This window comes from Pseudomonas sp. FP453 (assembly GCF_030687495.1).
Taxonomy (GTDB): Bacteria; Pseudomonadota; Gammaproteobacteria; order Pseudomonadales; family Pseudomonadaceae; genus Aquipseudomonas.
On the sequence record NZ_CP117435.1, the window covers coordinates 3,764,038 to 3,788,824 of the forward strand.

The following is a 24,787-nucleotide window of genomic DNA, read 5'->3' on the forward strand; positions in this document are numbered from 1 at the left end:
TTTCAGACTCGCTCGATGGCACGCTCGCCGAACAGGCCGGCGGGACGGATATACAGGAAGGCCAGGGCCAATACGTAGGCGAACCACGGCGTGATGCCGCCGCCGATCAGCGGGCCGATATACACCTCGGCGAGGTTCTCGGCCGCGCCGACAATCAGCCCGCCGACAATCGCCCCGCCAATCGAGGTAAAGCCGCCGATGATCAGCACCGGCAAGGCCTTGAGCACCACCAGCGACAGCGAGAACTGCACGCCCTGGCGCGCGCCCCACAGCAGCCCGGCGACCAGCCCGACTATCCCGGCCACCGCCCAGACGATCTGCCAGATGCGGTTGAGGTTGATCCCGATGGACAGCGCCGCCGTGGTGTCATCCGCCACCGCGCGCAGCGACACACCGATGCGGGTCTTGTTGAACAGCAGCGCCAGCACCGTCACCAGCACCACTGCCGCCGCAGCAGCGATCAGGTCGAACTGGCTGAGCATCAGCGGGCCGACAAACAGCGGCACGTCGTCGATGCCCAAATCCAGCGCGCGCACCTGCGAGCCCATCAGGCCTTGGGCGAGGCCTTCGATGATGAACGACAGGCCCAGCGTGGCCATGAACAAGGTGATCTGCGAACGGTTGACCAAGGGCCGCAGCACCAGGCGTTCGATCAGCAGTGCGCCGACGATCATCACGAGCACCGTCAGCAACAACGCCAGGGCAAACGGCACGCCCTGATCGTGCAGGCTGACGAAGGTCAGCGCGGCGAACAGCAACATCGCGCCCTGGGCAAAGTTGAACACGCCGCTGGCCTTGTAGATCAGCACAAAGCCGATAGCGACCAGCGAGTACATGGTGCCGGCGAGCAGGCCGCCGAGCAGGGTTTCCAGGAAAAAGGTCATCAGTGCGCCACTCCCAGGTAGGCCGCGATCACGTCGGGATTGGCTTGCACTTCGGCAGGCGTGCCGTCGCCGACCTTGCGCCCGTAGTCGAGCACCACCACGTGGTGGGACAGGCCCATGACCACGCCGATGTCGTGTTCGATCAACACCACGGTGGTGCCCAGGTCGCGGTTGACGTCGGCGACGAAGCGCGCCATGTCCTGTTTTTCCTCGGCGTTCATCCCGGCCATGGGTTCATCGAGCAACAGCAGGCTGGACCCGGCGATCAAGGCGCGGCCCAACTCCACGCGTTTTTGCAGGCCGTAGGACAGGTTGCCCACCAGCACATCGCGGTGCGCTTGCAGCTCCAGAAATTCGAGAATGCCTTGGGCCCGCACGCGGAAGGCGTCGGCCTCGCGGCGCGCGCGGGGCAAGCCGAGGGCGTGTTCGAGAAAGCTGCTGCGCTGATGCCGCGACAGACCGGTGAGGATGTTGTCGAGCACGCTCATCTTCTTGAACAGCGCGTTGTTCTGGAACGTGCGGCCGATGCCCCGGCGCGCTGCGCCCAGTGGGTCGATGCGGTGGAAGTGCTGGTCTTCGAAGACGATCTCGCCGGCGTCGAAGCGGTACACGCCGTTGAGCACATTGAGCAACGAACTCTTGCCCGCACCGTTGGGCCCGATCAGCGCGCAGATCTCACCGCGCGCCACATCGAAGGACAAGGCATTGATCGCCTTGACCCCCTTGAACGACAGCGAGATATCCCGCACCTGGAGAATGGCTTGGCTCATGCGATGTCCCGTTTGAATTCGGCCAGCCACACGGGTGATGAGGTGGCCTTGAGGGGTTGCCAGATATACGCCAGGCGTTGGAAGCCGAGCAGTTTGCGCACGCGGTTTTTCAGCAGGCGCCGCAGGCCGCTTTGCGGGTGGGCGATGGCCCAGTCGCACAGGCGTCGGCGCCAGGTGCCGTGGGGGGCGAGGCGGCTTTCGATTTCGTCGGCCAGATGCTGCAAGCGTTCTGCGGACAACAGCAAGCCGGTGGGCGCGACTTCACGGCGATCGCGCTGCGCCGAGGCCAGGCTTTCCGGGAAGGCCAGGCCGTGGCCGGTGTTGAGCCATTGCTCCAGCAGCACCGCCAGGCCGCCCTGCCAGTGGGTGCCCTCTTCGCTCCACAAGGCGGTTTCGCCAGAGGGTTGCCACCAGCGGGCGAGGTGTTGCGCGGGATCGGTCGGGCCGAGCAGTTGCACGAAGTCCACCCGATTGGCGGACGCCCAGTGCCTGTTCTGCCGACCTTGCACATAAGAATGGCTGGGGCGGATACGCCAAAGATGCTGCTGCACCGCTTCCGGTTCCAGGTCATCGGCCAGGGTCAGCACCTGCCCGCCGATGGATTCGGCAGCCAGGGCCAGCAGCAACAGGTTCGGCTCAAACGCACCGCTGAGGGCCAGCCGCGATTGCTCGTTGAAGCCCTGCTGGCGCAAGCCATCGGCCAGGCGTTCGACGTCACGCAAGACGTCGATCCAGCGCCACGCATACCACTGGCCCTGGCGCTTGTGGCGCAGGGAGGTGTGCAGCGGGGTGATCTGCGCCCAGTGGTGCAGTTGCTCCAAAGCCTTGGGTAGATTGCCGAGCAGTTCGGCGGGCCATTCCACGGCCAGCGGGCGTTTTAGTTCGTGCACGCTCATAGGGGTAATGCTCCTATTGGTGGGGTGTGCGTGCGGTGGTCCGCTGGCCGAGAAAGATCAAACAATGAAGATCAAATGTGGGAGCTGGCTTGCCTGCGATGGCGGTGGGTCAGCTGATCATTTTTCAACTGACCGTCCGCTATCGCAGGCAAGCCAGCTCCCACATTTGATCCAGGTGTTTCTGTTAGAGGGTGGTGGCCTTGAGATCGCGGTAGCTGGCGCCGGGGTGGTTGGCGCCCAACCGCGCACCGTCACCAAACAACTTCTCGCGCAACGTGCCCTGGGCGTACTCGGTCTTGTACACCCCGCGCTTCTGCAACTCCGGCACCAGCAACTCCACGGCGTCGACAAAAGTCTCGTGGGTCAGTGCGTACGCCAGGTTGAAGCCGTCTACATCGGTGTCTTCGACCCACTCCTGCAACAGGTCGGCCACGGTCTCAGGGCCGCCGACAAACAACGGACCAAAGCCACCAATACCCACCCAATCCGCCAGCTCATTGGGCGTCCACACTTTGTTCGGATCGGCCGTGGAGAACGCTTCCACCGCCGACTGAATCGCATTGGTGTGCACATGCTTGAGCGGTTCATCCGGCTTGAACTGGCTGAAATCAATACCGGTCCAGCCGGAGATCAACGCCATCGCGCCTTCGTAGCTGACGTAGGATTTGTATTCGTCGAACTTGGCCTTGGCCTTCGCATCGGTCTCGCCGACGATCACCGTCTGCAAGTTGAAGATCAGGATCTTCTTCGGATCGCGGCCGGCCTCGGCCGCACGGCGGCGGATGTCGGCGACGGTTTTTTTCAGCAGGACCTTGGACGGCGCGGCGACGAACACGCACTCGGCCTGCTCGGCGGCAAACTGCTTGCCACGGCTGGACGCACCCGCCTGGTACAGCACCGGCGTACGTTGCGGCGACGGCTCGCACAGGTGAATGCCGGGCACCTGGAAGTGTTTGCCGACGTGGCGGATCTCGTGGATCTTGCTCGGGTCGCTGAAAATCCGCCGCTCACGGTCGCGCAGCACGGCGCCCTCTTCCCAGCTGCCTTCCCAGAGTTTGTAGCAGACCTCCAGGTATTCCTCGGCGTAGTCGTAGCGTGCGTCGTGTTCGGTCTGGGCTTTCTGGCCAAGGTTCTTCGCGCCGCTTTCCAGGTAGGAGGTGACAATGTTCCAGCCGATGCGGCCCTTGGTCAGGTGATCCAGGGTCGATAGGCGGCGGGCAAACGGATAAGGGTGTTCAAACGACAGCGAGGCCGTCAGGCCAAACCCCAGGTGTTCGGTGACCAGGGCCATCGGCGCGATCAGCGACAGCGGGTCGTTGACCGGCACTTGCGTGGCCTGGCGAATGGCGGCGTCGCCGTTGCCGTTGTACACGTCGTAGATGCCCAGCACGTCGGCGATGAACAGGCCGTCGAACTTGCCGCGCTCAAGAATCCTGGCCAGGTCGGTCCAGTATTCCAGGTCCTTGTACTGCCACGAACGGTCGCGCGGGTGCGCCCACAGGCCGGGGGATTGGTGGCCGACGCAGTTCATGTCGAAGGCATTCAAGCGGATTTCACGGGCCATCACAGCACTCCGTTGAGGTGGTAGTTGCCGACGATCTGGTACTTGGCGCGCAGCGGATCATCCAGGGTCGAGGGCAGCGCGGTGCGTTGGCCGGTGAGTTCGAATTCGGCGTTGCTCGCCGCGATCAGTGCTTCGGCGGCAGCGATCTGCGCTTCGGTGGCGGCCACCGGGCTGGGATGGGTTACGGCGCGTTCCTGCAGGGCAGCGGCCACGTCGACGCGGATCTGCAAGTCGCCGAAGCGGCTGATCACGTAGGGGTCGGCGCTGGTTTCGACATGGCGGCGGGTGCTGTCCAGCAGTTGGCGGGCAAGGTTCAATGCGGTCATGGTTGCAGTTCCTCAGTTCCAGGCGTGGCGCGCGGGCTTCACGCCGTTGAGCACGAAGTTGCCGATCAGGTGGTACTTCCAGCGCGCCGGGTCGTGCAGGGTGTGGGTGCGGGCGTTACGCCAGAAGCGGTCGAGGTTGTGCTTGGCGGTGACCGAACGGGTGCCGGCCAGTTCGAACAGTTTGCTGCTGGCGAGCAAGGCGGTTTCGGCGGACAGCACCTTGGCCTGGGCGACGACCAGTGAGGCGTGGGCGACGCTGTCTTCGCTCGGTTCGGCGAGGGCGCGGTCCACGGCTTCGCCGGCTTTGGCAAGGATGGCTTCGGTGCCGTGCACGCGCCATTCCAGGTCGCCGATCGCGGCGATGGTGAACGGGTCTTGCCAGCCGTGCTCCTGCTGGCTGTCGATCCATGGACGCGCTTGGCGGGCGTAGATTTTCGCGTGCTCCAGGGCGCCGAGGGCGATGCCGGTATCGACGGCCGCCTGGATAATCTGCGAAATCGGGCCGTTGGCGGTGGGTTGATCGAACGCCAAGTGGGCCGGGATCACGGCGCTGCGCGGTAGGGTGACGCCATCGAGGGTCACGCCGCCGCTGGCGGTGGTGCGCTGGCCGAAGCCGTCCCAGCTGTCGATCACGTTCAAGCCTTGGGCATCGCGCTCGATAAACGCGATAAAGGCCTGATCCTTTTCGTTGTTGCCGACGGTGGGCACGATATGGGCGAACAACGCCCCGGTGCAGTAGAACTTCTCGCCATTGATTTGCGCGGTGTCGCCGTGGAAACGGATCTGCGTGTCGAAGGTGCCGGCGTTCTTGCTCTTGGCTTCGGAGAACGCATTGCCGAAACGGTAGCCAGCCAGGACCTTGCCGAAGTAGTGACGTTTTTGTTCCTCGGTGGCGGTTTGCAGCAGGATGTCCACCACGCCCAGGTGGTTCTGCGGAATCTGCCCCAGGGACGGGTCGGCAGCGGAGATCAACTTGATCACCTCGGCCACGGTCACATAGGACACCTCGGCGCCGCCATAGGCCTTGGGAATGGTGATGCCCCACAAGCCGCTCGCGGAAAATTCGTCGAGTTCGGCAATCGGCAGGCGCCGCTCACGGTCGCGCTCACTGGCCTCGACGGCAAAACGGGCGGCCAGGCGCGTGGCGACGTCGATGGCTTCCGCGTCCGAGCGGATGATATGGGCAGGGTGTACAGGGTGGGCAGACATGGGCCGACTCCAGGCTCCGATGGGATAACGGAGTGATTGCAGGAGTCGTGCCTGAATTTAATCGCCAATAAAATCAGCGGGTTATCGATTAAAGCGGCTGATCAACAGCGTGCTGAACCAGCAAAGTGTGCATCCACTGTTGCGTGGCGAACAGTTAGATCACCACGTTGCGCACAAAGCGAACGGCGACATCACCGTCATTGCGATAGATGTGCTGCTGGTGGCTGGCAAACATAAAGAACTCACCGGCGCCGATGCTGTTTTCCACACCGGCCACGACCAACGTCAAGCTGCCCTCGAACACAAACAGTTGCTCGCTCCAGCCTTCAAGGTCTGGGTCGGGACAGTAGCGATCACCGGGCTCAAGGCGCCATTCCCACAGTTCGACTTCCCGCCGCGCCGTGGCCTTGGCCAGCAATACCGCCTTGCTGCCGTCGATCTCACCCGCCCAGGCCAGCTCGTTGATGCGACTGTGGTCGCGCACGTCCGGGGCCTGGATCAGGTCACTGAAGGCCACGTCCAAGGCTTCGGCGACGCGGTCGAGGGTGGACAGGCTGACATTCTTCTCCCCCGCCTCGATGGCCACCAGCATGCGCCGGCTGACCCCGGATTTTTCCGCGAGCGCGGTCTGGCTCAAGTCGGCGGCATGGCGCAGGCGACGGACGTTCTGGCTGACGTGCTGCAGGACCGAGGCCCGTTGCGGATTTTCTTTGTGCACTATATTGCTCAATGGGTGGGTGTGCGCAGTATACTGCCCAGCGTGCGGCGCATTGTGCGGTCCGTGCCTTTCCCTTGCAAGACCGAGCCGCCATGACTGCCGCCAAATCCCCCTCGCGTTTCAACCGTTTCAGCAAAGCCGAATGCATCCTGGTGGTGATCACCATGATCTGGGGCGGCACCCTTTTTGCTGGTGCAACACGCCATGACCGTCAGCGGGCCGATGTTTTTCGTGGGCCTGCGTTTTGCCGCCGCGGCGATTGTGGTCGGCTTCTTTTCCCTGCGCACCCTGCGCGACCTGACGCTGTTCGAATTCAAGGCCGGGGTGTTTATCGGCGTGGCGATCCTGTTTGGCTACGGTTTGCAGACCATTGGCCTGCAGACGATCCTCAGCAGCCAGTCGGCGTTTATCACGGCTTTATATGTGCCCTTCGTGCCGCTGCTGCAATGGCTGGTGCTGGGTCGCCGCCCCGGGCTTGATGCCAAGCATTGGCATCATGCTCGCGTTTACCGGGCTGATGTTGCTGACGGGGCCGGCGGGGGCTTCGCTGAATTTCAGCCCGGGGGAGATCGCCACGTTGATTGGTGCGATTGCCATAGCGGCGGAAATCATCTTGATCGGCGCCTATGCCGGGCAAGTGGATGTGCGCCGGGTCACCGTGGTGCAGTTGGCTACGGCGTCGGTGTTGTCGTTCATGATGGTGGTGCCGATGGGTGAAGCATTGCCGGGGTTCTCCTGGCTGTTGCTGTTCAGTGCGGTGGGCCTGGGCTTGACCAGTGCGGTGATCCAGGTCGCGATGAACTGGGCGCAGCAGAGCGTTTCGCCGACGCGGGCCACGTTGATCTATGCCGGTGAGCCGGTGTGGGCCGGGGTGGTTGGGCGGATTGCCGGGGAGCGTTTCCCGCCGATTGCGATGGTGGGGGCAGCGTTGATTGTGGCGGCGGTGATTGTCAGTGAGATGAAGACCAAGGGGCAGAAGGCGTTGGCGTTGGAAGATGAGCTCGAGCAGGAACGACAGGGGTAAGCTCCCACACTTGAAGGTGGTGTCTGTAAACAATGCTAAATGGTCGTTTTCGGCTTACCTTGTAGGATCCTGCCACATCTTGCCGTTTGGTGATCGAGAAAGCGGCACGTATGATGCATCCCAAACTCCCGCAGATTAGAAGCCTATGTCCCTGATAGTTCTACTGCTTCTGCCTTTTATCGGCAGCTGTCTGGCGGCTTTGCTGCCGCATAACGCACGTAACACCGAATCCCTGTTGGCCGGCCTTGTGGCCCTGGTCGGCACCATTCAAGTCGCCCTGCTCTACCCCCAGATCGCCCACGGTGGCGTGATCCGCGAAGAATTCATGTGGTTGCCCAGCCTGGGCTTGAACTTTGTGTTGCGCATGGACGGGTTTGCCTGGCTGTTCTCGATGCTGGTGCTGGGCATCGGCACGCTGGTGTCGCTGTATGCGCGCTACTACATGTCGCCGGATGACCCGGTGCCGCGCTTCTTTGCGTTTTTCCTGGCCTTTATGGGCGCCATGCTCGGGCTGGTGATCTCCGGCAACCTGATCCAGATCGTGTTCTTCTGGGAACTGACCAGCCTGTTCTCGTTCCTGCTGATCGGCTACTGGCACCACCGCGCCGATGCGCGACGCGGCGCGTACATGGCGTTGATGGTCACCGGTGCGGGCGGCTTGTGCCTGCTGGCGGGCGTGATGCTGCTGGGGCATATCGTCGGCAGCTATGACCTCGACCTGGTGCTGGCGGCGGGCGAGCAGATCCGTGCCCACGCGCTGTACCCGATCATGCTCGCCCTGGTGCTGATCGGCGCCTTGAGCAAAAGCGCGCAATTCCCGTTCCACTTCTGGCTGCCCCATGCCATGGCGGCACCCACGCCAGTCTCGGCGTACCTGCACTCGGCCACGATGGTGAAGGCCGGCGTGTTCCTGCTGGCCCGCCTGTGGCCGTCGCTGTCCGGCAGCGAAGAATGGTTCTATATCGTCGGCGGTGCCGGCGCGATCACCCTCCTCCTCGGCGCTTACTGCGCCATGTTCCAGAACGACCTCAAGGGCCTGCTGGCCTATTCCACCATCAGCCATCTCGGGCTGATCACCTTGCTGCTGGGCCTCAACAGCCCGCTGGCCGCGGTCGCGGCGGTGTTTCATATCCTCAACCACGCCACCTTCAAGGCGTCGCTGTTCATGGCGGCGGGCATCATCGACCACGAAAGCGGCACCCGCGACATTCGCAAGCTCAGTGGCCTGGTGCGCCTGATCCCGTTTACCGCGACCCTGGCGATGGTTGCCAGTGCGTCCATGGCCGGCGTGCCGCTGCTGAACGGCTTCCTGTCCAAAGAGATGTTCTTCGCCGAAACCGTGTTTATCTCGGCGACCAAATGGGTAGAAATCACCCTGCCGGTCATCGCCACCATCGCAGGTACGTTCAGCGTGGCCTACGCGCTGCGCTTCACGGTGGATGTGTTCTTCGGCCCCACCGCCACCAACCTGCCGCATACGCCCCACGAGCCACCGCGCTGGATGCGCGCACCGGTTGAGCTGCTGGTGTTCACCTGCCTGCTGGTGGGGATCTTCCCGGCGCAGATGGTCGGTTCGATCCTTGCCGCTGCGGCCCTGCCGGTGGTGGGCGGCGTGCTGCCGGAATACAGCCTCGCGATCTGGCACGGCTGGAACGCGCCGATGATCATGAGCCTGGTGGCCATGACCTGCGGCGTGATCCTCTACCTGCTGCTGCGCAAACAACTCAAACGCGGGCGCTTCAAGTACCCGCCCGTGATCAGCTACTTCAACGGCAAGCGCGGCTTCGAGCGCTGCCTGGTGGTGTTGATGCGTGGCACGCGCAAGATCGAGAAACTCATCAGCACCAAGCGCCTGCAAACCCAGCTGTTCCTGCTGGTGCTGGCGGCGGTCATCGCCGGTTTGATCCCGATGCTGCACAGCAGCCTCAGCTGGGGCGACCGGCCGAAGATCCCGGGCTCCATCGTCTTTGTGACGCTGTGGTTGCTGGCAATCGCCTGCGCCCTCGGCGCCGCCTGGCAAGCCAAGTACCACCGGCTGGCGGCCCTGACCATGGTCAGCGTGTGCGGCCTGATGACCTGCATCACCTTCGTGTGGTTTTCGGCGCCGGACCTGGCGTTGACCCAGTTGGTGGTTGAAGTGGTCACCACCGTGCTGATCCTGCTGGGCCTGCGCTGGTTGCCACGGCGGATCGAAGAAGTCTCGCCACTGCCAAGCTCCTTGCGCAAGGCGCGTATTCGCCGCCTGCGCGACTTCCTGCTGTCCACCGTGGTGGGTGGCGGCATGGCGTTGCTGTCCTACGCGATGCTCACGCGCCAGACGCCCAACGATATTTCCTCGTTCTACTTAAGCCGCGCCCTGCCCGAAGGCGGCGGCAGCAATGTGGTCAACGTGATGCTGGTGGACTTCCGTGGCTTCGACACCCTCGGCGAAATCACCGTGCTCGGCGCCGTGGCGCTGACGGTGTACGCCCTGCTCCGGCGCTTCCGCCCCTCGAAAGAAAGCATGCAACTGCCCGCGCAGCAGCGCCAACTGGCGCCGGACGTGGCCACCGACCTGGTCAACCCGCGTCAGGCCAGCGACACCGCGCTGGGCTTCATGATGGTGCCCGCCGTGCTCGTGCGCCTGTTGCTGCCGATTGCGCTGGTGGTGTCTTTCTATCTGTTCATGCGCGGCCACAATCAACCGGGCGGCGGCTTTGTCGCCGGGCTGGTGATGTCCGTCGCCTTCATCCTGCAATACATGGTCGCCGGGACGCAGTGGGTCGAGGCGCAGATGAGCCTGCGGCCGATGCGCTGGATGGGCTTCGGCCTGCTCTCGGCAACCCTCACCGGGCTGGGTGCGCTGTTTGTCGGCTACCCCTTCCTGACCACCCACACCTGGCATTTCAGCCTGCCGGTGCTGGGCGACATTCATGTGGCCAGCGCGCTGTTCTTCGACGTTGGCGTGTACGCCATGGTGGTCGGTTCGACGCTGCTGATGCTCACCGCCCTCGGCCACCAATCGGTGCGTGCCCATAAACCAAGCAACCAGGCCAAAGTGGTTGCCGCAACGGAAGGAGCGGCCTGATGGAAGAAGTCATCGCAATTGCCATCGGAGTGCTCGCAGCCTCCGGCGTGTGGCTGATCCTGCGGCCGCGGACATTCCAGGTGGTGATGGGCCTGTGCCTGTTGTCGTATGGGGTCAACCTGTTCATTTTCAGCATGGGCAGCCTGTTTATCGGCAAGGAGCCGATCATCAAGGACGGCGTGCCGCAAGACCTGCTCAACTACACCGATCCGCTGCCCCAGGCCCTGGTGCTCACCGCCATCGTCATCAGCTTTGCCATGACCGCGTTGTTCCTGGTGGTGCTGCTTGCCTCCCGGGGCCTGACCGGCACCGACCACGTTGACGGCCGGGAGCCCAAGGAATGAATTGGGTGAACCAACTGATCATCGCACCGATCCTGCTGCCGCTGCTGACCGCCGCGCTGATGCTGATGCTCGGCGAAAAACGCCGGCCACTCAAAGCCAAGATCAACCTGTTCTCCAGCGTGCTGGGCCTGGGCATTGCGATCCTGCTGCTGTACTGGACGCAAAAAGGCGGCCCCGGCTCGATTGGCGTGTACCTGCCGGGCAATTGGCAGGTGCCGTTCGGCATCGTGCTGGTGGTGGACCAACTGTCGGCGCTGATGCTGGTGCTCACCGGGATCATCGGCGTGAGCGCGCTGGTGTTCGCCATGGCCCGTTGGGACCGTGCGGGCACCAGTTTCCATGCGTTGTTCCAGGTGCAGATGATGGGCCTGTACGGCGCCTTCCTCACCGCCGACCTGTTCAACCTGTTCGTGTTCTTCGAGGTCCTGCTGGCGGCGTCCTATGGCCTGATGCTGCACGGTTCGGGCCGCGCGCGGGTGTCGGCGGGGCTGCATTACATCGCGATCAACCTGCTGGCGTCGTCGCTGTTCCTGATTGGCGCGGCGATGATCTACGGCGTCACCGGCACGCTGAACTTCGCGGACCTGGCGCTGAAAATCCCGCTGGTACCCGAGGCCGATCGCGGCCTGCTGCACGCGGGCGCAGCGATCCTCGCCACCGCATTCCTGGCCAAGGCCGGCATGTGGCCGCTGAACTTCTGGCTGGCGCCCGCCTACTCCTCGGCGAGTGCGCCGGTGGCGGCGATGTTTGCGATCATGACCAAGGTCGGCGTGTACACCGTGCTGCGCCTGTGGACGCTGCTGTTCTCCGGCCAAGCCGGCGCGTCGGCGTTGTTTGGCGGCGACTGGCTGGTGTACGGCGGCATGGCAACGATCATCTGCGCCGCGCTGGCGATGGTGGCGGCGCAGCGCCTGGAGCGCATGGCGAGCTTGAGCATTTTGGTGTCGGCGGGGATCTTGCTGTCGGCCATCGGTTTCGCGCAGCCGAGCCTGACGGCGGGCGCGCTGTTTTATCTGGTCAGCTCGACGCTGGCGTTGAGCGCGCTGTTCCTGCTGGCCGAGTTGATCGAACGCTCGCGTTCGGCCAACGACCTGCCGCTGGACGAAGAGATCGATGCGCTGCCCAAAGCCATGGAATCCCTGCACCCGCGTCCCGGCGTGAACCTCGACGACGAGCAGAAAGCCGTGGTCGGCCAGGTGATTCCGTGGACCATGGCCTTCCTCGGCCTGAGCTTTATTGCCTGCGCATTGCTGATTATCGGCATGCCGCCGCTGTCCGGGTTTATTGGCAAGCTGAGCTTGTTGAGTGCGCTGATCAATCCGCTGGGGCTTGGCGTCAGCATCGATGAGCCGATCCGCCCGGCGGCCTGGGGCTTGGTCACGCTGCTGATCCTTTCGGGCCTGGTGTCGTTGATCGCCTTCGCGCGCTTGGGCATCCAACGCTTCTGGACCCCGGAAGAACGCCCGTCGCCGCTGCTGCGCCGCTACGAATGCGTGCCGATTTTCTTCCTGCTCGGCCTGAGCATCCTACTGACCTTCAAGGCCGAGCCGCTGATGCGCTACACCGAAGCTACCGCCGTGAGCCTGAACAACCCGGAACACTACGTGATGGCGGTGATGGCCACGCGCCCGGTACCAAGCCCTGAAGCCCAGGCCGCCGCGCTGGAGGTGCAGCCATGAAGCGCCTGTTCCCTGCCCCGTGGTTATCCCTGGCGCTGTGGCTGTTGTGGCTGGTGCTGAACCTGTCCGTGAGCCCCGGCAATCTGCTGCTCGGCGCGCTGCTGGGCTTTCTCGCCCCGCTGCTGATGGCGCCGCTGCGGCCGCTGCCGATCCGCATCCGCCGGCCAGGGGTGATCCTGCGCCTGTTCTTTGTGGTGGGCCGCGATGTGATCGTGTCCAACCTGCAAGTGGCCTGGGGCGTGCTGACCTGCGGCTCACGCCCACCGCGTTCGCGTTTTATCAAGATCCCCCTGGACCTGCGCGACGCCAACGGCCTGGCGGCGCTGTCGATGATCACCACCGTGGTGCCCGGCACCATCTGGTCGGAACTGGCGCTGGACCGCAGCATCCTGCTGCTGCACGTGTTCGACCTGGACGATGAAGCGCAGTTTATCGAGCACTTCAAGACCACCTACGAGCGGCCCCTGATGGAGATCTTCGAATGAGCGCCCTGCTCTCCAATGCGATCCTGTTCAGCCTGTTCCTGTTCTCCCTGGCCATGGTGCTGACCCTGGTGCGCCTGTTCAAAGGCCCCTCGGCCCAGGACCGGGTACTGGCGCTGGACTACCTGTACATGCTGGCGATGCTGATGATGCTGGTGCTGGGCATTCGGTATGCCAGTGACACCTACTTTGAAGCGGCGCTGCTGATTGCGCTGTTCGGCTTTGTGGGCTCGTTTGCCCTGGCCAAATTCCTGCTGCGTGGCGAGGTGATTGAATGATGCCGTTATGGGTGGAAGTGATCGTCGCGGTGCTGCTGGTGCTGAGCAGCGTATTTGCCTTGATTGGCGCGATTGGCTTGCTGCGCATGAAGGACTTCTTCCAGCGCATGCACCCGCCGGCACTGGCCTCGACGTTGGGCGCGTGGTGCGTGGCGTTGGCGTCGATTGTGTATTTTTCGGTGCTCAAGTCCGGGCCGGTGTTGCACGGGTGGTTGATCCCGATTTTGTTGTCGATCACGGTGCCGGTGACCACGTTGCTGCTGGCGCGCACAGCGCTGTTTCGCAAGCGCATGGCCGGTGATGATGTGCCTGCCGAAGTCAGCAGCCGCCGCTGATCGCCCAGGAAAACTCGGTTAAAAATGTGGGAGCTGGCTTGCCTGCGATGAGGGAGTGTCAGTCAGCCAAAATGTTGGCTGACCCACCGCTATCGCAGGCAAGCCAGCTCCCACATTTGGATCGGTGCTAGGCGAAGGAGCGGACAATGCTGCAAAAAATACAATCCATTTTAATCGCTGCCATTTCAGTCGTGGGTTTGCTCGTGGAGAGCATCTAAAGCTAGGATTCGGCGCACGTCAAAACAAAAGGAGTTTCAGCCTGCCATGGATATCAAGTGTTCCGTATTTATCGCAGCCAGCGTTGACGGTTTCATTGCACGAACAGACGGTGACATCGAGTGGCTTCACCGCCCGGAATACGAAACCCCGGCGCTGAACGGTGTGACGTATGAAAGCTTTATCGCCAGCGTCGATGCATTGGTCATGGGGCGCAAGACCCTGGAGAAAGTCCTGTCCTTTCCCGAGTGGCCGTATGAGGGAAAACCTGTCATCGCGCTGTCTCACCAACCGCTGGAGATCCCCGCGCATTTGCAGGGCAAGGTGGAAGTACTGGCGGCGAATGTCAGCGCACTGGTCACACAATTGGCCGGTCGCGGCATGCAGCATCTGTATATCGACGGCGGGCAGACGATCCAGGCGTTTCTTGAAGCGGGCCTGATCGACGAGTTGATCATCACGCGCATTCCGGTGTTGCTGGGCGAAGGGGTTTCGTTGTTCAGCCAGGTGGGCAGCGAGCATGAACTTCGCCATCTTGGTACGCATGTGTCGGCCAATGGCTTTGTGCAGAGCCGTTACGCCGTTGCGAAGGCCTTGAGTACTCGATAAAAAATGTGGGAGTCACCATTGGTCCGGGGGTGCTGCCGAGCAAAAAACCACAGAAATTTCCGACAGCGTTTTAGGGTTGTCTCTCGGAAGATGGCTGCCTAATCTTCGGCGGTCGCTGCAAATTCAGCGACCGGGTTTCGCAGCCCGGTTAAACTCTAGACGCACAGCGTCCACCTCAGATAGCGGGCGCTTTTTTATGCCTGATGTTATGGCGGCTGTGCGCGGGATACCTTCGGGTATGCCGGGTGCCTAGAGTCCCGGTCTGCGAACCTGCGTACAGCTGCCACCCGGGTATCGTTTCGCAGCGATGGGGGGCGGCTCCAATACTCTAGGAGCTTTGTCATGATTAAAGACAGTCCGAACCCGCCATTAGATTCAACCGCGTTTCACGCCTCTGCTCATCGAGCGATTAACCACTATCTGAACCCCTCTGAAAAGCCGCAGCCATCTGCTGAGGACGACAACCTGTTTACCGTACGCGAAGGACTGGACGTCGAGACGCTGTTGGTCAACGCGTCAGAGGATCTAGCGTCGGTTCGTGCGCTGGCAAGCCATTTGGCTTTCGAGATCGGCGGCAATCCGCGCAGCGTGGCACTGGGAATGTGTCGGATGCTGAAGGGCATCCAGTTGATGGTGGATAAAACACTAAGCCTCAAAGACGACCCCATTCACAGATCAATCTGAAGCCGAATAATTTGCAAAGCGGGCACGGTTAAAAAATGTGGGAGCTGGCTTGCCTGCGATAGCGATCTACCAGTCACTGATGTGCAAGCTGACACACCGCTATCGCAGGCAAGCCAGCTCCCACAGTTTGATCGAGTGGGTCGTTAAAGTGATGTGCAAAAAAAACGCCCCGAACCAGTCGGGGCGTTTTTCATTCAGGGTTTACCGATCAAGCCTGATCAGCCAAGCGCCACGTCGTCCCACCCTTGCCGTCTTCCAACACCACGCCCATGGCGGTGAGTTGGTCGCGGATGCGGTCGGATTCCGCCCAGTCCTTGTTGGCCCGTGCCGTCAAACGCGCCTGGATCAGCGCATCCACTTCAGCCGCGTCCACACGCCCTTCGGCGCCGGCTTGCAGGAAGTCGTCGGCTTCCATCTGCAACACGCCCAGTACGCTGGCCAGTTCTTTCAAGCGGGCCGCCAGGCCAGCCGCTGCGTCGAGATCGCTCTCGCGCAGGCGGTTGATCTCGCGCACCATCTCGAACAGCACCGCGCAGGCTTCGGGGGTGCCGAAGTCGTCGTTCATCACCTGGGTGAAGCGCTCGACAAACCCTTCGCCACCGGCCGGGGCGACCACGGGCAAGCCTTTCAACGCGTGGTAGAAACGCTCCAGGGCGCCCTTGGCGTCCTTGAGGTTGTCTTCCGAGTAGTTGATGGCGCTGCGGTAGTGGCTGGACACCAGCAGGTAACGCACCACCTCAGGATGGTACTTTTCCAGCACGTCGCGAATGGTGAAGAAGTTGTTCAAGGACTTGGACATCTTCTCGCCATTGATGCGGATCATGCCGCAGTGCATCCAGGCGTTGGCGTAGGTCTTGCCGGTGGCGGCTTCGCTCTGGGCGATTTCGTTTTCGTGGTGCGGGAACTCGAGGTCGCTGCCGCCGCCATGAATGTCGAAGGTCTCGCCCAGGCAGCAGGTAGACATCACCGAGCATTCGATGTGCCAGCCCGGACGCCCGGCGCCCCATGGCGATTCCCAGCTCGGCTCGCCGGGCTTGGTGCCTTTCCACAGCACGAAGTCCAGCGGGTCTTGCTTGGCCTCGTCCACTTCGATGCGTGCGCCGATGCGCAGGTCTTCGATTTTCTTGCGCGACAGCTTGCCGTAGCCCATGAACTTGGCGACGCGGTAGTACACGTCGCCATTGCCCGGGGCGTAGGCGTAACCCTTGTCGATCAGGGTCTGGATCATCGCGTGCATGCCCGGGATGTGGTCCGTGGCGCGCGGCTCCATGTCCGGCTTGAGGATGTTGAGGCGCGCCTCGTCCTCATGCATGGCGGCGATCATGCGCTCGGTCAGCGCGTCGAACGACTCGCCGTTTTCGTTGGCGCGGTTGATGATCTTGTCGTCGATGTCGGTGATGTTGCGCACATACGTCAAGTCATAGCCGCTGAAACGCAACCAGCGGGTCACCAGGTCGAAGGCCACCATGCTGCGGCCGTGGCCGATGTGGCAGTAGTCGTACACGGTCATCCCGCACACGTACATGCGCACCTTGTTGCCATCGAGCGGCTTGAAGACTTCTTTGGTCTTGCTGAGTGTGTTGTAGATCGTTAGCACGACAAATCCCTTAAATCACTGGCCCCACGAATCGCGCAAGGTCACGGTACGGTTGAATACCGGCTTACCTGGTTTCGAGTCCTTGATATCCGCGCAGAAGTAACCTTCGCGCTCGAACTGGAAACGGTCTTCCGGCTGTGCTTCGCCCAACGACGGCTCGGCACGACAACCCGTAAGTACTTGCAGGGAGTCAGGGTTGATGTTGTCGAGGAAACTGGCGCTGTCTTCAGCCTTCTCAGGGTTCGGCGAGCGGAACAGGCGGTCGTACAAACGCACTTCGCATTCGATGCTGGCGGCGGCCGGCACCCAGTGGATCACGCCCTTGACCTTGCGGCCTTCCGGGTTCTTGCCCAGGGTTTCCGGGTCGTAGGAGCAACGCAGTTCGACGATGTTGCCATCGGCGTCCTTGATCGCTTCGTCGGCACGGATCACGTAGCTGCCGCGCAGGCGCACTTCGCCCGCCGGTTCCAGGCGCTTGTAGCCCTTTGGCGGCTCTTCCATGAAGTCATCGCGGTCGATGTAGATTTCACGGCTGAACGGCAGCTTGCGCACGCCGAGTTCTTCTTTCTGCGGGTGACGCGGCAACTCGAGGTTGTCGACCTTGTCTTCCGGGTAGTTGGTGATCACCACTTTCAACGGACGCAGTACACACATGGCGCGTGGGGCGCTGTGGTCGAGGTCGTTGCGGATGCTGAATTCGAGCATGCCGAAGTCCACCACGCCGTCGGAACGGTTGGTGCCGACCATGTCGCAGAAGTTGCGGATCGATGCCGGCGTGTAGCCACGACGACGGAAGCCCGACAGGGTGGACATGCGCGGGTCGTCCCAGCCATGCACGTGCTTTTCATCGACCAGTTGCTTGAGCTTGCGCTTGCTGGTGATGGTGTAGTTCAGGTTCAGGCGGCTGAACTCGTACTGACGTGGGTGCGCCGGCACCGGCAGGTGCTCCAGGAACCACTCGTACAGCGGGCGATGGCTTTCGAACTCGAGGGTGCAGATGGAGTGGGTGATGCCTTCGATGGCGTCCGACTGACCGTGGGTGAAGTCGTAGTTCGGGTAGATGCACCACTTGTCACCGGTCTGGTGGTGATGGGCGTGGCGGATGCGGTACATGATCGGGTCGCGCAGGTTCATGTTCGGCGAGGCCATGTCGATCTTGGCACGCAGTACACGGGCGCCGTCGGCGAACTCACCGGCGCGCATGCGGGCGAACCAGTCGAGGTTCTCTTCCACCGAACGGTCGCGGAACGGGCTGTTCTTGCCCGGCTCAGTCAGCGTGCCGCGGTATTCCTTGGCTTGCTCCGGGCTCAGGTCGTCGACGTAGGCCTTGCCGGCCTTGATCAGCTCGACGGCCCAGTCGTGCAACTGGTCGAAGTATTGCGAGGCATAGCGCACTTCACCGGACCATTCGAAGCCCAGCCACTTCACGTCGCTTTCGATGGCGTCGATGTATTCCTGGTCTTCCTTGGCCGGGTTGGTGTCGTCGAAACGCAGGTGCGTGACGCCACCGAACTCCTGGGCCAGGCCGAAGTTCACACAGATCGACTTGGCGTGACCGATGTGCAGGTAGCCGTTGGGCTCTGGCGGGAAGCGGGTGACGATCTGCGTGTGCTTGCCCGAATCCAGGTCCGCCTGGATGATCGGGCGCAGGAAATTGACCGGGACGGCAGGTCCGGCCTTGGAATTCGAGGTAGGGTCGACAGTGGGCTTGCTCATAGGATCCTTGAACAGACAGGTTCGTGGCCGGGTAAGGCCAGATAAAACAAAGCGCTCATAATAGCCGAAGCCGTCAAGACACTGACAGAGCGCGGCCAAAAACTGCTGCATTTATTGCATGGGCGGTAAAAAACCACCTCGAAATTCCTACAGGTCACGCTAAACTGCGCCCCTTGGCCGAAGTTTTGCCAAATCGGTAAGGCGCTCAGGCGTCCACACCCACGAATTCCTTGAAAGAGAAACGACCATGACTCAAGTCAAACTGACCACCAACCACGGTGACATCGTCATCGAGCTGAACGCCGAGAAAGCGCCGATCACCGTCGCCAACTTCATCGAGTACGTGAACGCCGGCCACTACGAAAACACCGTTTTCCACCGTGTCATCGGCAACTTCATGGTCCAGGGCGGCGGTTTCGAGCCAGGCATGAAAGAAAAGAAAGACAAGCGCCCAAGCATCCAGAACGAAGCGGACAACGGCCTTTCCAACGACAAGTACACCGTCGCCATGGCCCGTACCATGGAGCCGCATTCGGCCTCCGCGCAGTTCTTCATCAACGTGGCCGACAACGCCTTCCTCAACCACAGCGGCAAGAACGTGCAGGGCTGGGGCTACGCGGTATTCGGTAAAGTCACCGAAGGCCAGGACGTCGTCGACAAGATCAAAGGCGTGCAGACCACCGGTAAAGCCGGTCACCAGGACGTTCCGGTAGAAGACGTTATCGTCGAGAAAGCCGAGATCATCTAAGGGTGATCCTGCTTATTTCAGACTTGCATCTGGAAGAGGAGCGCCCGGACATTACCCGGGCGTTTCTGGATCTGCTCCACGGCCGCGCCCGTGGCGCCCAGGCGTTGTACATTCTGGGGGACTTCTTTGAAGCCTGGATTGGCGACGATGGCATGACCCCCTTCCAGCGTTCGATTGGCGCGGCCCTGCGCGAACTGAGCGACAGCGGCACCCCGATTTTCATCATGCATGGCAACCGCGATTTCCTCATCGGCAAGGCGTTCTGCAAAGCGGCAGGCGCAACCTTGCTCAAGGACCCGAGTGTCGTGCAGTTGTATGGCGAACCCGTGCTATTGATGCACGGCGACAGCCTGTGCACCCGCGACGTCGGCTATATGAAGCTGCGCCGCATCCTGCGCAACCCCATCGTGCTCTTCATCCTGCGCCACCTGCCGTTGCGCACCCGCCACAAGCTGGCGCGCAAGCTGCGCAGCGAGAGCCGTGCGCAGACACGCATGAAGGCCAACGACATTGTCGACGTGACCCCCGAGGAAGTGCCCCGGGTGATGCAGCAGTTTGGCGTACGCACCCTGGTCCACGGCCACACCCACCGCCCCGCCATTCACAAGTTGCAGATTGGCGAGCAAGCGGCCAAGCGCATTGTGCTGGGGGATTGGGACAAGCAAGGGTGGGCGTTGCAGGTGGATGAGCAAGGGTTTCAGTTGGCGGCGTTTGATTTTGTGAACCCGCCGTTGGCGTTGCCTGGGGCCTGAATCTCAGCCTCAACACTGATCAAAATGTGGGAGCTGGCTTGCCTGCGATGCAGGCACCTCGGTACATCTGATACACCGAGGTGATGCTATCGCAGGCAAGCCAGCTCCCAAAGGGGATTGCATGCCAATCTTGGTTGATCAGTGCCCGGAAGCCTCCGGCCCCGCCTTCGCCCCAAACGGCGGCTTCGCCAGCCACACCAGCAACATCAACCCCATGAACATCCACCCCAGCAACGTGAAGTAATCCACGGTGGACATCATGTACGCCTGGCTGGTGAGGATCTGGTCCAGCTGCGTGTAGGCCTTCTGCCCTGCCCCGCCCAACGCGTCCAGCGCATTGCGCGTGGCCGAGTCGTAGGTGGTCATGTTTTCGCTCATGTACGCATGGTGCTGGTCCGCCCGGCGAATCCAGATCCAGGTGGTCAGCGATGCCGCAAAGCTGCCACCCAGGGTACGCAGGAACGTCGCCAGGCCGGCGCCGTCGGCGATCTGGTGCGGCGGCAAATCGGACATCAGGATGGTCAAGGTCGGCATAAAGAACAGCGCCACGCCGATGCCCATGAACAGCTGCACCAGGGCGATGTGCTGGAAGTCCACCTGGTTGGTGAAGCCCGCGCGCATAAAGCAGCTCAAGCCAATCGCCAGGAACGCCAGGCCCGCCAGCAAGCGCAGGTCGAACTTGTGCGCGTACTTGCCCACGAACGGCGACATCAGCACCGGCAGGATGCCAATCGGCGCCACGGCCAGGCCGGCCCAGGTCGCGGTGTAGCCCATCTGGGTTTGCAGCCATTGCGGCAGGATCAGGTTGATACCAAAGAAGCCCGCGTAACCGAGGATCAACACGATGGTGCCGATGCGGAAGTTGCGATACGCAAACAGCCGCAGGTTGACCACCGGGTGTTTGTCGGTGAGTTCCCAGATGATGAACACCGCCAGGGCAATCACCGAAATCGCCGCACCAATGATGATGAAGTTGGATTCGAACCAGTCCAGGTCATTGCCCTTGTCGAGAATGATCTGCAAGGCGCCCACGCCGACGATCAAGCTCAGCAGCCCGACGTAATCCATCGGCTGGTGGCTGGTGACCACCGGGCGTTTCTTCAGCTGCGAACGCACCACCATCACCGCAAAGATGCCGATGGGCACGTTGATAAAGAAGATCCACGGCCAGCTGTAGCTGTCGGTGATCCAGCCGCCAAGGATCGGCCCGGCAATCGGCGCCACCACCGTGACCATCGCCAGCAACGCCAAGGCCATGCCACGCCTGGCGGGCGGATAGACGGCGATCAGCAACGTCTGGGTCATCGGGTACAACGGCCCGGCGACCAAGCCTTGCAGCACGCGAAAGCCGATCAGCTCGGGCATCGAGGTGGAAATACCGCAGAGGAACGAGGCCAGTACAAACAGGATGGTCGCCCACAGGAACAGCTTCACCTCGCCAAACCGGCGGCTCAGCCAACCGGTGAGCGGCAAGGCGATGGCGTTGCTCACCGCAAACGAGGTGATGACCCAGGTGCCCTGCTCCGAACTCACGCCGAGGTTGCCGGAAATCGTCGGCAACGCCACGTTGGCGATGGTGGTGTCGAGCACCTGCATAAAGGTCGCCAGCGACAGGCCAATAGTGGCCATCAACAGGCTGGGTGGCGTGAAGGAGGCGTTATTGCTCATCAGCGTTGCACAGCCTTGGGCGCGGCGAGGCTGTTGTCATGGATCAGCTGGGTGATCATGGCATCGGCTTCGGCGAGTTGACGGTCATACACGTTGGTGCTGAACGAGGCTTTTTGCGGCGCCTGTTGCGCCAGCACCGGGCCGCTCTGGTCGTGCAGGTCCACGTTGACCACGGTGGACAGACCCACCCGCAGCGGATGCTTGGCCAATTCCTCGGCATTGATGTGGATGCGCACCGGCACCCGCTGCACGATCTTGATCCAGTTACCGGTGGCGTTCTGCGCCGGCAGCAGGGCAAACGCACTGCCGGTGCCTGCGCCGAGGCTGTCGATGGTGCCACTGAACTTCACGTCGCTGCCGTAGATATCCGACTCGATGTCCACCGGCTGGCCGATACGCATGTCGCGCAGTTGGGTTTCCTTGAAGTTGGCGTCGATCCACAGCTGGTTCAACGGGATCACCGCCATCAATGCGGTGCCCGGTTGTACGCGCTGGCCCAGTTGCACGGTGCGCTTGGCGACGTAGCCGGTGACCGGTGCGATCAGGGTGCTGCGCGCATTGGTCAAGTAGGCCTGGCGCAGTTGCGCCGCGGCGGCTTGCACGTCCGGGTGGGATGAGATGACGGTGTCATCCACCAGCGCATTGGTGGTTTTCAGTTGCTGCTCAAGGTTGGTCAGCGCGTTCTTTGCCGCGGTCAGGCTGTCACGGGCGTGGGACAGTTCTTCCTGGGAAATCGCCCCGCCCTGGGCCAGGGTTTTACGTCGGTTGAAGTTGTCCTGGGCGGTTTGCACATCGGCTTTCTGTGCGTTGACCTGGGCTTTCATGCCATCGACGTTGCTGTACAAGCCACGCACCTGGCGCACCGTGCGCGCCAGGTTGGCCTCGGCACTTTGCAGGCCGACGGCGGCGTCGTTCGGGTCGAAGTTGACCAGCACCTGGCCTTCGTGGACCAGGTCGCCATCGTCGGCGCCGATGCTGACCACGGTGCCGGTGACCAGCGGGGTGATTTCCACCACGTTGCCGTTCACATAAGCGTCGTCGGTGCTTTCGCTGAAGCGCCCGTAAAGCTCATGCCAGGCCCATACGCCGGCGACGCCGAGGATGACGATCAGCGCCAGGCCGATCAGCATGACCTTGCGTTTGCGTGGGTTGTTGTCTTGCGCTGTTGCGGTGTTGCTGTCGGCAGTGGCCATGACGATTACCTCAAATTATTCCGTACGCGTTGCTGGGGTGGCCGTTGCCACATTTGCGGCGTTGAACCCGCCACCCAGGGCCTGCATCAATTGAATCGACAGATCGATCTGCGCCGCGTTGAGCGTTGCCAACTGGCTCTGGGCCTGCAGCAATTGCTGCTCGATGCTCAGCACATCCAGGTAGTTGCCGATGCCCGAGCTGTAGCGCTGCACGCCGGTGTCGTAGGACTGCTGGGCGATGTCGGCGGCGTGTTGCTGGGCCTGGATCTGCCGGCCGGTGTCGCGCAATTGGGTGATGGCGGTGCCAATGTCACCCAAGGCTTGCACCAGGGTTTTGTTGTACTGGGCCACGGCCAGGTCGTAGTCGGCGTCGCGGGCATCGAGGTCGGCGCGCAGGCGGCCGCCGTCGAAGATCGGCAGTGAGATGGTCGGCGCGATGCTGAAGAAACGGCTGGCCGAACCAAACATCGCATCCCCCAGCAACGACTCGGCCCCGGCGCTCGCGCTCAGGTTGAGGTTGGGGTAGAAGCGGGTTTTGCTTGCGACGATGTTCTTGCTCGCCGCCTCGACACGCCAGCGCGCCGCGATCAGGTCGGGGCGCCGGCCAAGCAGTTCGGCGGGCAGTACCGACGGCACGGCGACGGCGCCAGGCTTGAGCACGTTGGGCCGGCTCAGCTCGCCGCCACGGTCGGGACCTTTGCCGAGCAACACCGCCAGGGCGATCTTGGCGCTGGCCAGTTGTTTTTCCGCGTCGATCAATTGCGACTGCGAGCTGGCTTCCAGGCTTTCGGTCTGCTGGTACTGGTACTGGCTGTCGATGCCCGAGTTCAGGCGACGCTTGCCGAGGTCGAGCATCTGCCGGGTGCGCTTGAGATCGTCATTGGCCAGGTCACGCACGATATGCGCCTGGCCCAAGTCGCTGTAGGCCTTGGCCACGTTGGCGGCGAGGGTCAGGCGTGCGGCCTGCTGATCGACTTCGGCGGCGCGGGCCTGGCCCAGCGCAGCTTCCCAGGCGGCGCGCTGGCCACCCCACAGGTCGAAGTTGTAGCTGAAACTGGCGCCGATATTACGCACGGTGGCATAGGCATCGCCCTGCCCCAGCGGGTCTTTGTCCTTGGCCAGGCGCGAGCGGCTCACACCGGCGCTGGCGTCCAGGGTCGGCATGCGTGCGGCATCGGCGGCAAACGCCGCGGCTTCGGCCTGATGGGCGCGGGCACTGGCCACTTGCATGTCCGGGCTGTTTTGCAGGGCCTCAACGATCAGGCCGTCGAGTTGTGGGTCGCCGAGGCTTTTCCACCAGTCGGCGCTCGGCCAGGCGGCGGGCGACAGCGTCACGCCGCTCAAGGATTTACCGGCTTGCAGGGTGCTGGCGTCGAGGCGCTGGCCCTGGGTGTCGAGGCCGCTGAAGTTGGCGCAACCGGCCATGCTCATGGCCACCAGTACCAGGCAAAGGGCGCGTGTGTTCATTCTTTACCTACCCGCAGCAGGGTGATGGAGTCACCTGCGGCTATCAGAATTTTCTTGAGGATGCGTTCCAGATCTGCCAGTTCGCCAGGTTCCAGGGAGCCGGCCAGTTGATTCAGGGCTTCGGTGCCGACGTGGGGCAAGGTGTCCGCCAGTTTCTGGCCTTCGGCCGTCAGCACCAGCTGCACTTGGCGGCGGTCCTGGGCCGAACGTTGGCGTTCGAGCAGGCCCTTCTGCTCCAGGCGGTCGAGCATGCGGGTCATCGAGCCGCTGTCCAGGGACAGGTGGCGACACAGCTCGGCCGGGGTGTCGATGCCGTACAGCGCCATGATCACCAGCACCTTGAACTGCGCGGCGGTGATGCCGTACGGCTCCATATGGGTGTCGATAATCCGGTCCTTGAGCAGTGCGGCGCGGCCCAGCAACAGGCCGAGGTGGCAGTTGTGGAAGTTGTCGGGGGTGAAGTGTTTCATTGGGAAGTCACCTTATTACTGCCTAAGCAGTGAATGTGTGACGAGATGTTACTGCTTAGGCAGCGAATGTCAAATGGAATAATTAGCTTGC

Annotated in this window: 23 protein-coding genes and 1 pseudogene; 11 read left to right on the forward strand and 13 right to left on the reverse strand. The window is 62.4% G+C overall.

Going from position 1 to position 24,787, the window contains the following annotated elements; genetic code table 11:
* Window positions 1–2: 2 nt before the first annotated feature.
* From PSH87_RS16900 to PSH87_RS16930, 7 genes are all read right to left on the reverse strand, one after another.
* A complete protein-coding gene (locus tag PSH87_RS16900; protein ID WP_305430316.1) occupies window positions 3–884 on the reverse strand; it encodes a branched-chain amino acid ABC transporter permease in 882 nt (293 codons plus the stop codon).
* Complete coding sequence (locus PSH87_RS16905; protein WP_305430318.1) at window positions 884–1,654, reverse strand: ABC transporter ATP-binding protein; 771 nt, start codon at window positions 1,652–1,654, stop codon at window positions 884–886. The genes PSH87_RS16900 and PSH87_RS16905 overlap by 1 nt, the downstream gene beginning before the upstream one ends.
* Window positions 1,651–2,550: an acyl-CoA synthetase gene (locus tag PSH87_RS16910; RefSeq protein ID WP_305430320.1), complete on the reverse strand. Its 900-nt coding sequence runs from the start codon at window positions 2,548–2,550 to the stop codon at window positions 1,651–1,653. Before PSH87_RS16910 ends, PSH87_RS16905 begins: the two co-directional genes overlap by 4 nt.
* A gap of 184 nt (window positions 2,551–2,734) precedes the next feature.
* Window positions 2,735–4,114, reverse strand: a complete 1,380-nt coding sequence (locus PSH87_RS16915; RefSeq protein ID WP_017734176.1) for an LLM class flavin-dependent oxidoreductase — start codon at window positions 4,112–4,114, stop codon at window positions 2,735–2,737.
* A complete protein-coding gene (locus PSH87_RS16920) occupies window positions 4,114–4,440 on the reverse strand; it encodes an acyl-CoA dehydrogenase (protein WP_305430322.1) in 327 nt (108 codons plus the stop codon). The genes PSH87_RS16915 and PSH87_RS16920 overlap by 1 nt, the downstream gene beginning before the upstream one ends.
* A 12-nt stretch (window positions 4,441–4,452) precedes the next feature.
* A complete protein-coding gene (locus tag PSH87_RS16925) occupies window positions 4,453–5,649 on the reverse strand; it encodes an SfnB family sulfur acquisition oxidoreductase (RefSeq protein WP_305430324.1) in 1,197 nt (398 codons plus the stop codon).
* Between the two features lie 154 nt (window positions 5,650–5,803).
* Window positions 5,804–6,367 (reverse strand): helix-turn-helix domain-containing protein, encoded by a 564-nt coding sequence (locus PSH87_RS16930; protein WP_017734180.1) that lies wholly within the window; start codon window positions 6,365–6,367, stop codon window positions 5,804–5,806.
* Window positions 6,368–6,459: 92 nt separating this feature from the next.
* Between PSH87_RS16930 and PSH87_RS16935 the strand changes: the two are divergent.
* The 9 genes and pseudogenes from PSH87_RS16935 to PSH87_RS16975 all read left to right on the forward strand — a co-directional run bounded on the left by PSH87_RS16935 (window position 6,460) and on the right by PSH87_RS16975 (window position 15,085).
* Window positions 6,460–7,391, forward strand: a pseudogene (locus PSH87_RS16935) (DMT family transporter).
* Window positions 7,392–7,536: 145 nt separating this feature from the next.
* A complete protein-coding gene (locus PSH87_RS16940) occupies window positions 7,537–10,458 on the forward strand; it encodes a monovalent cation/H+ antiporter subunit A (protein WP_124528987.1) in 2,922 nt (973 codons plus the stop codon).
* A complete protein-coding gene (locus PSH87_RS16945; protein WP_003192163.1) occupies window positions 10,458–10,802 on the forward strand; it encodes a Na+/H+ antiporter subunit C in 345 nt (114 codons plus the stop codon). The genes PSH87_RS16940 and PSH87_RS16945 overlap by 1 nt, the downstream gene beginning before the upstream one ends.
* Window positions 10,799–12,481 carry a monovalent cation/H+ antiporter subunit D gene (locus tag PSH87_RS16950; RefSeq protein ID WP_257782542.1) on the forward strand — a complete coding sequence of 561 codons (1,683 nt, stop codon included), beginning with the start codon at window positions 10,799–10,801 and terminating at the stop codon, window positions 12,479–12,481. The genes PSH87_RS16945 and PSH87_RS16950 overlap by 4 nt, the downstream gene beginning before the upstream one ends.
* Complete coding sequence (locus tag PSH87_RS16955; RefSeq protein ID WP_305430329.1) at window positions 12,478–12,966, forward strand: Na+/H+ antiporter subunit E; 489 nt, start codon at window positions 12,478–12,480, stop codon at window positions 12,964–12,966. Before PSH87_RS16950 ends, PSH87_RS16955 begins: the two co-directional genes overlap by 4 nt.
* Complete coding sequence (locus tag PSH87_RS16960; protein WP_105522735.1) at window positions 12,963–13,241, forward strand: K+/H+ antiporter subunit F; 279 nt, start codon at window positions 12,963–12,965, stop codon at window positions 13,239–13,241. Before PSH87_RS16955 ends, PSH87_RS16960 begins: the two co-directional genes overlap by 4 nt.
* Window positions 13,238–13,576: a Na+/H+ antiporter subunit G gene (locus PSH87_RS16965; RefSeq protein ID WP_026136444.1), complete on the forward strand. Its 339-nt coding sequence runs from the start codon at window positions 13,238–13,240 to the stop codon at window positions 13,574–13,576. The genes PSH87_RS16960 and PSH87_RS16965 overlap by 4 nt, the downstream gene beginning before the upstream one ends.
* A 264-nt stretch (window positions 13,577–13,840) precedes the next feature.
* Window positions 13,841–14,401: a dihydrofolate reductase family protein gene (locus PSH87_RS16970; RefSeq protein WP_305430331.1), complete on the forward strand. Its 561-nt coding sequence runs from the start codon at window positions 13,841–13,843 to the stop codon at window positions 14,399–14,401.
* A gap of 342 nt (window positions 14,402–14,743) precedes the next feature.
* Window positions 14,744–15,085, forward strand: coding sequence for a hypothetical protein (locus PSH87_RS16975; protein ID WP_305430332.1), 342 nt, complete (start codon window positions 14,744–14,746; stop codon window positions 15,083–15,085).
* Between the two features lie 208 nt (window positions 15,086–15,293).
* Here the strand turns inward: PSH87_RS16975 and cysS are convergent, their stop codons facing one another.
* Both cysS and PSH87_RS16985 read right to left on the reverse strand, forming a co-directional pair.
* Window positions 15,294–16,682 (reverse strand): cysteine--tRNA ligase, encoded by a 1,389-nt coding sequence (gene cysS / locus PSH87_RS16980; protein WP_017734188.1) that lies wholly within the window; start codon window positions 16,680–16,682, stop codon window positions 15,294–15,296.
* A gap of 15 nt (window positions 16,683–16,697) precedes the next feature.
* Entirely contained in the window at window positions 16,698–18,398 is a 1,701-nt protein-coding gene (locus tag PSH87_RS16985; RefSeq protein ID WP_305430335.1) for a glutamine--tRNA ligase/YqeY domain fusion protein, read from the reverse strand.
* A gap of 247 nt (window positions 18,399–18,645) precedes the next feature.
* Between PSH87_RS16985 and PSH87_RS16990 the strand changes: the two genes are divergently transcribed.
* Together PSH87_RS16990 and lpxH are read left to right on the forward strand one after the other, a co-directional pair.
* Window positions 18,646–19,146: a peptidylprolyl isomerase gene (locus tag PSH87_RS16990; protein ID WP_017734190.1), complete on the forward strand. Its 501-nt coding sequence runs from the start codon at window positions 18,646–18,648 to the stop codon at window positions 19,144–19,146.
* 2 nt (window positions 19,147–19,148) lie between these two features.
* The gene (lpxH, locus tag PSH87_RS16995; protein WP_017734191.1) at window positions 19,149–19,898 is read left to right on the forward strand and encodes a UDP-2,3-diacylglucosamine diphosphatase; all 750 of its coding nucleotides are present in this window, start codon (window positions 19,149–19,151) and stop codon (window positions 19,896–19,898) included.
* A 138-nt stretch (window positions 19,899–20,036) separates the two neighbouring features.
* Here the strand turns inward: lpxH and PSH87_RS17000 are convergent, their stop codons facing one another.
* Genes PSH87_RS17000 through PSH87_RS17015 form a run of 4 tightly spaced genes read right to left on the reverse strand, consistent with a single transcriptional unit; the run spans window position 20,037 to window position 24,696 of the window.
* The gene (locus PSH87_RS17000; protein WP_017734192.1) at window positions 20,037–21,566 is read right to left on the reverse strand and encodes a DHA2 family efflux MFS transporter permease subunit; all 1,530 of its coding nucleotides are present in this window, start codon (window positions 21,564–21,566) and stop codon (window positions 20,037–20,039) included.
* On the reverse strand, window positions 21,566–22,759 hold the full coding sequence (locus tag PSH87_RS17005; protein ID WP_305430337.1) for an efflux RND transporter periplasmic adaptor subunit: 1,194 nt from the start codon (window positions 22,757–22,759) through the stop codon (window positions 21,566–21,568). The genes PSH87_RS17000 and PSH87_RS17005 overlap by 1 nt, the downstream gene beginning before the upstream one ends.
* Before the next feature lie 15 nt (window positions 22,760–22,774).
* Complete coding sequence (locus tag PSH87_RS17010) at window positions 22,775–24,226, reverse strand: efflux transporter outer membrane subunit (RefSeq protein WP_305430338.1); 1,452 nt, start codon at window positions 24,224–24,226, stop codon at window positions 22,775–22,777.
* Window positions 24,223–24,696: a MarR family winged helix-turn-helix transcriptional regulator gene (locus PSH87_RS17015; RefSeq protein ID WP_017734195.1), complete on the reverse strand. Its 474-nt coding sequence runs from the start codon at window positions 24,694–24,696 to the stop codon at window positions 24,223–24,225. The genes PSH87_RS17010 and PSH87_RS17015 overlap by 4 nt, the downstream gene beginning before the upstream one ends.
* Window positions 24,697–24,787: the final 91 nt, after the last annotated feature.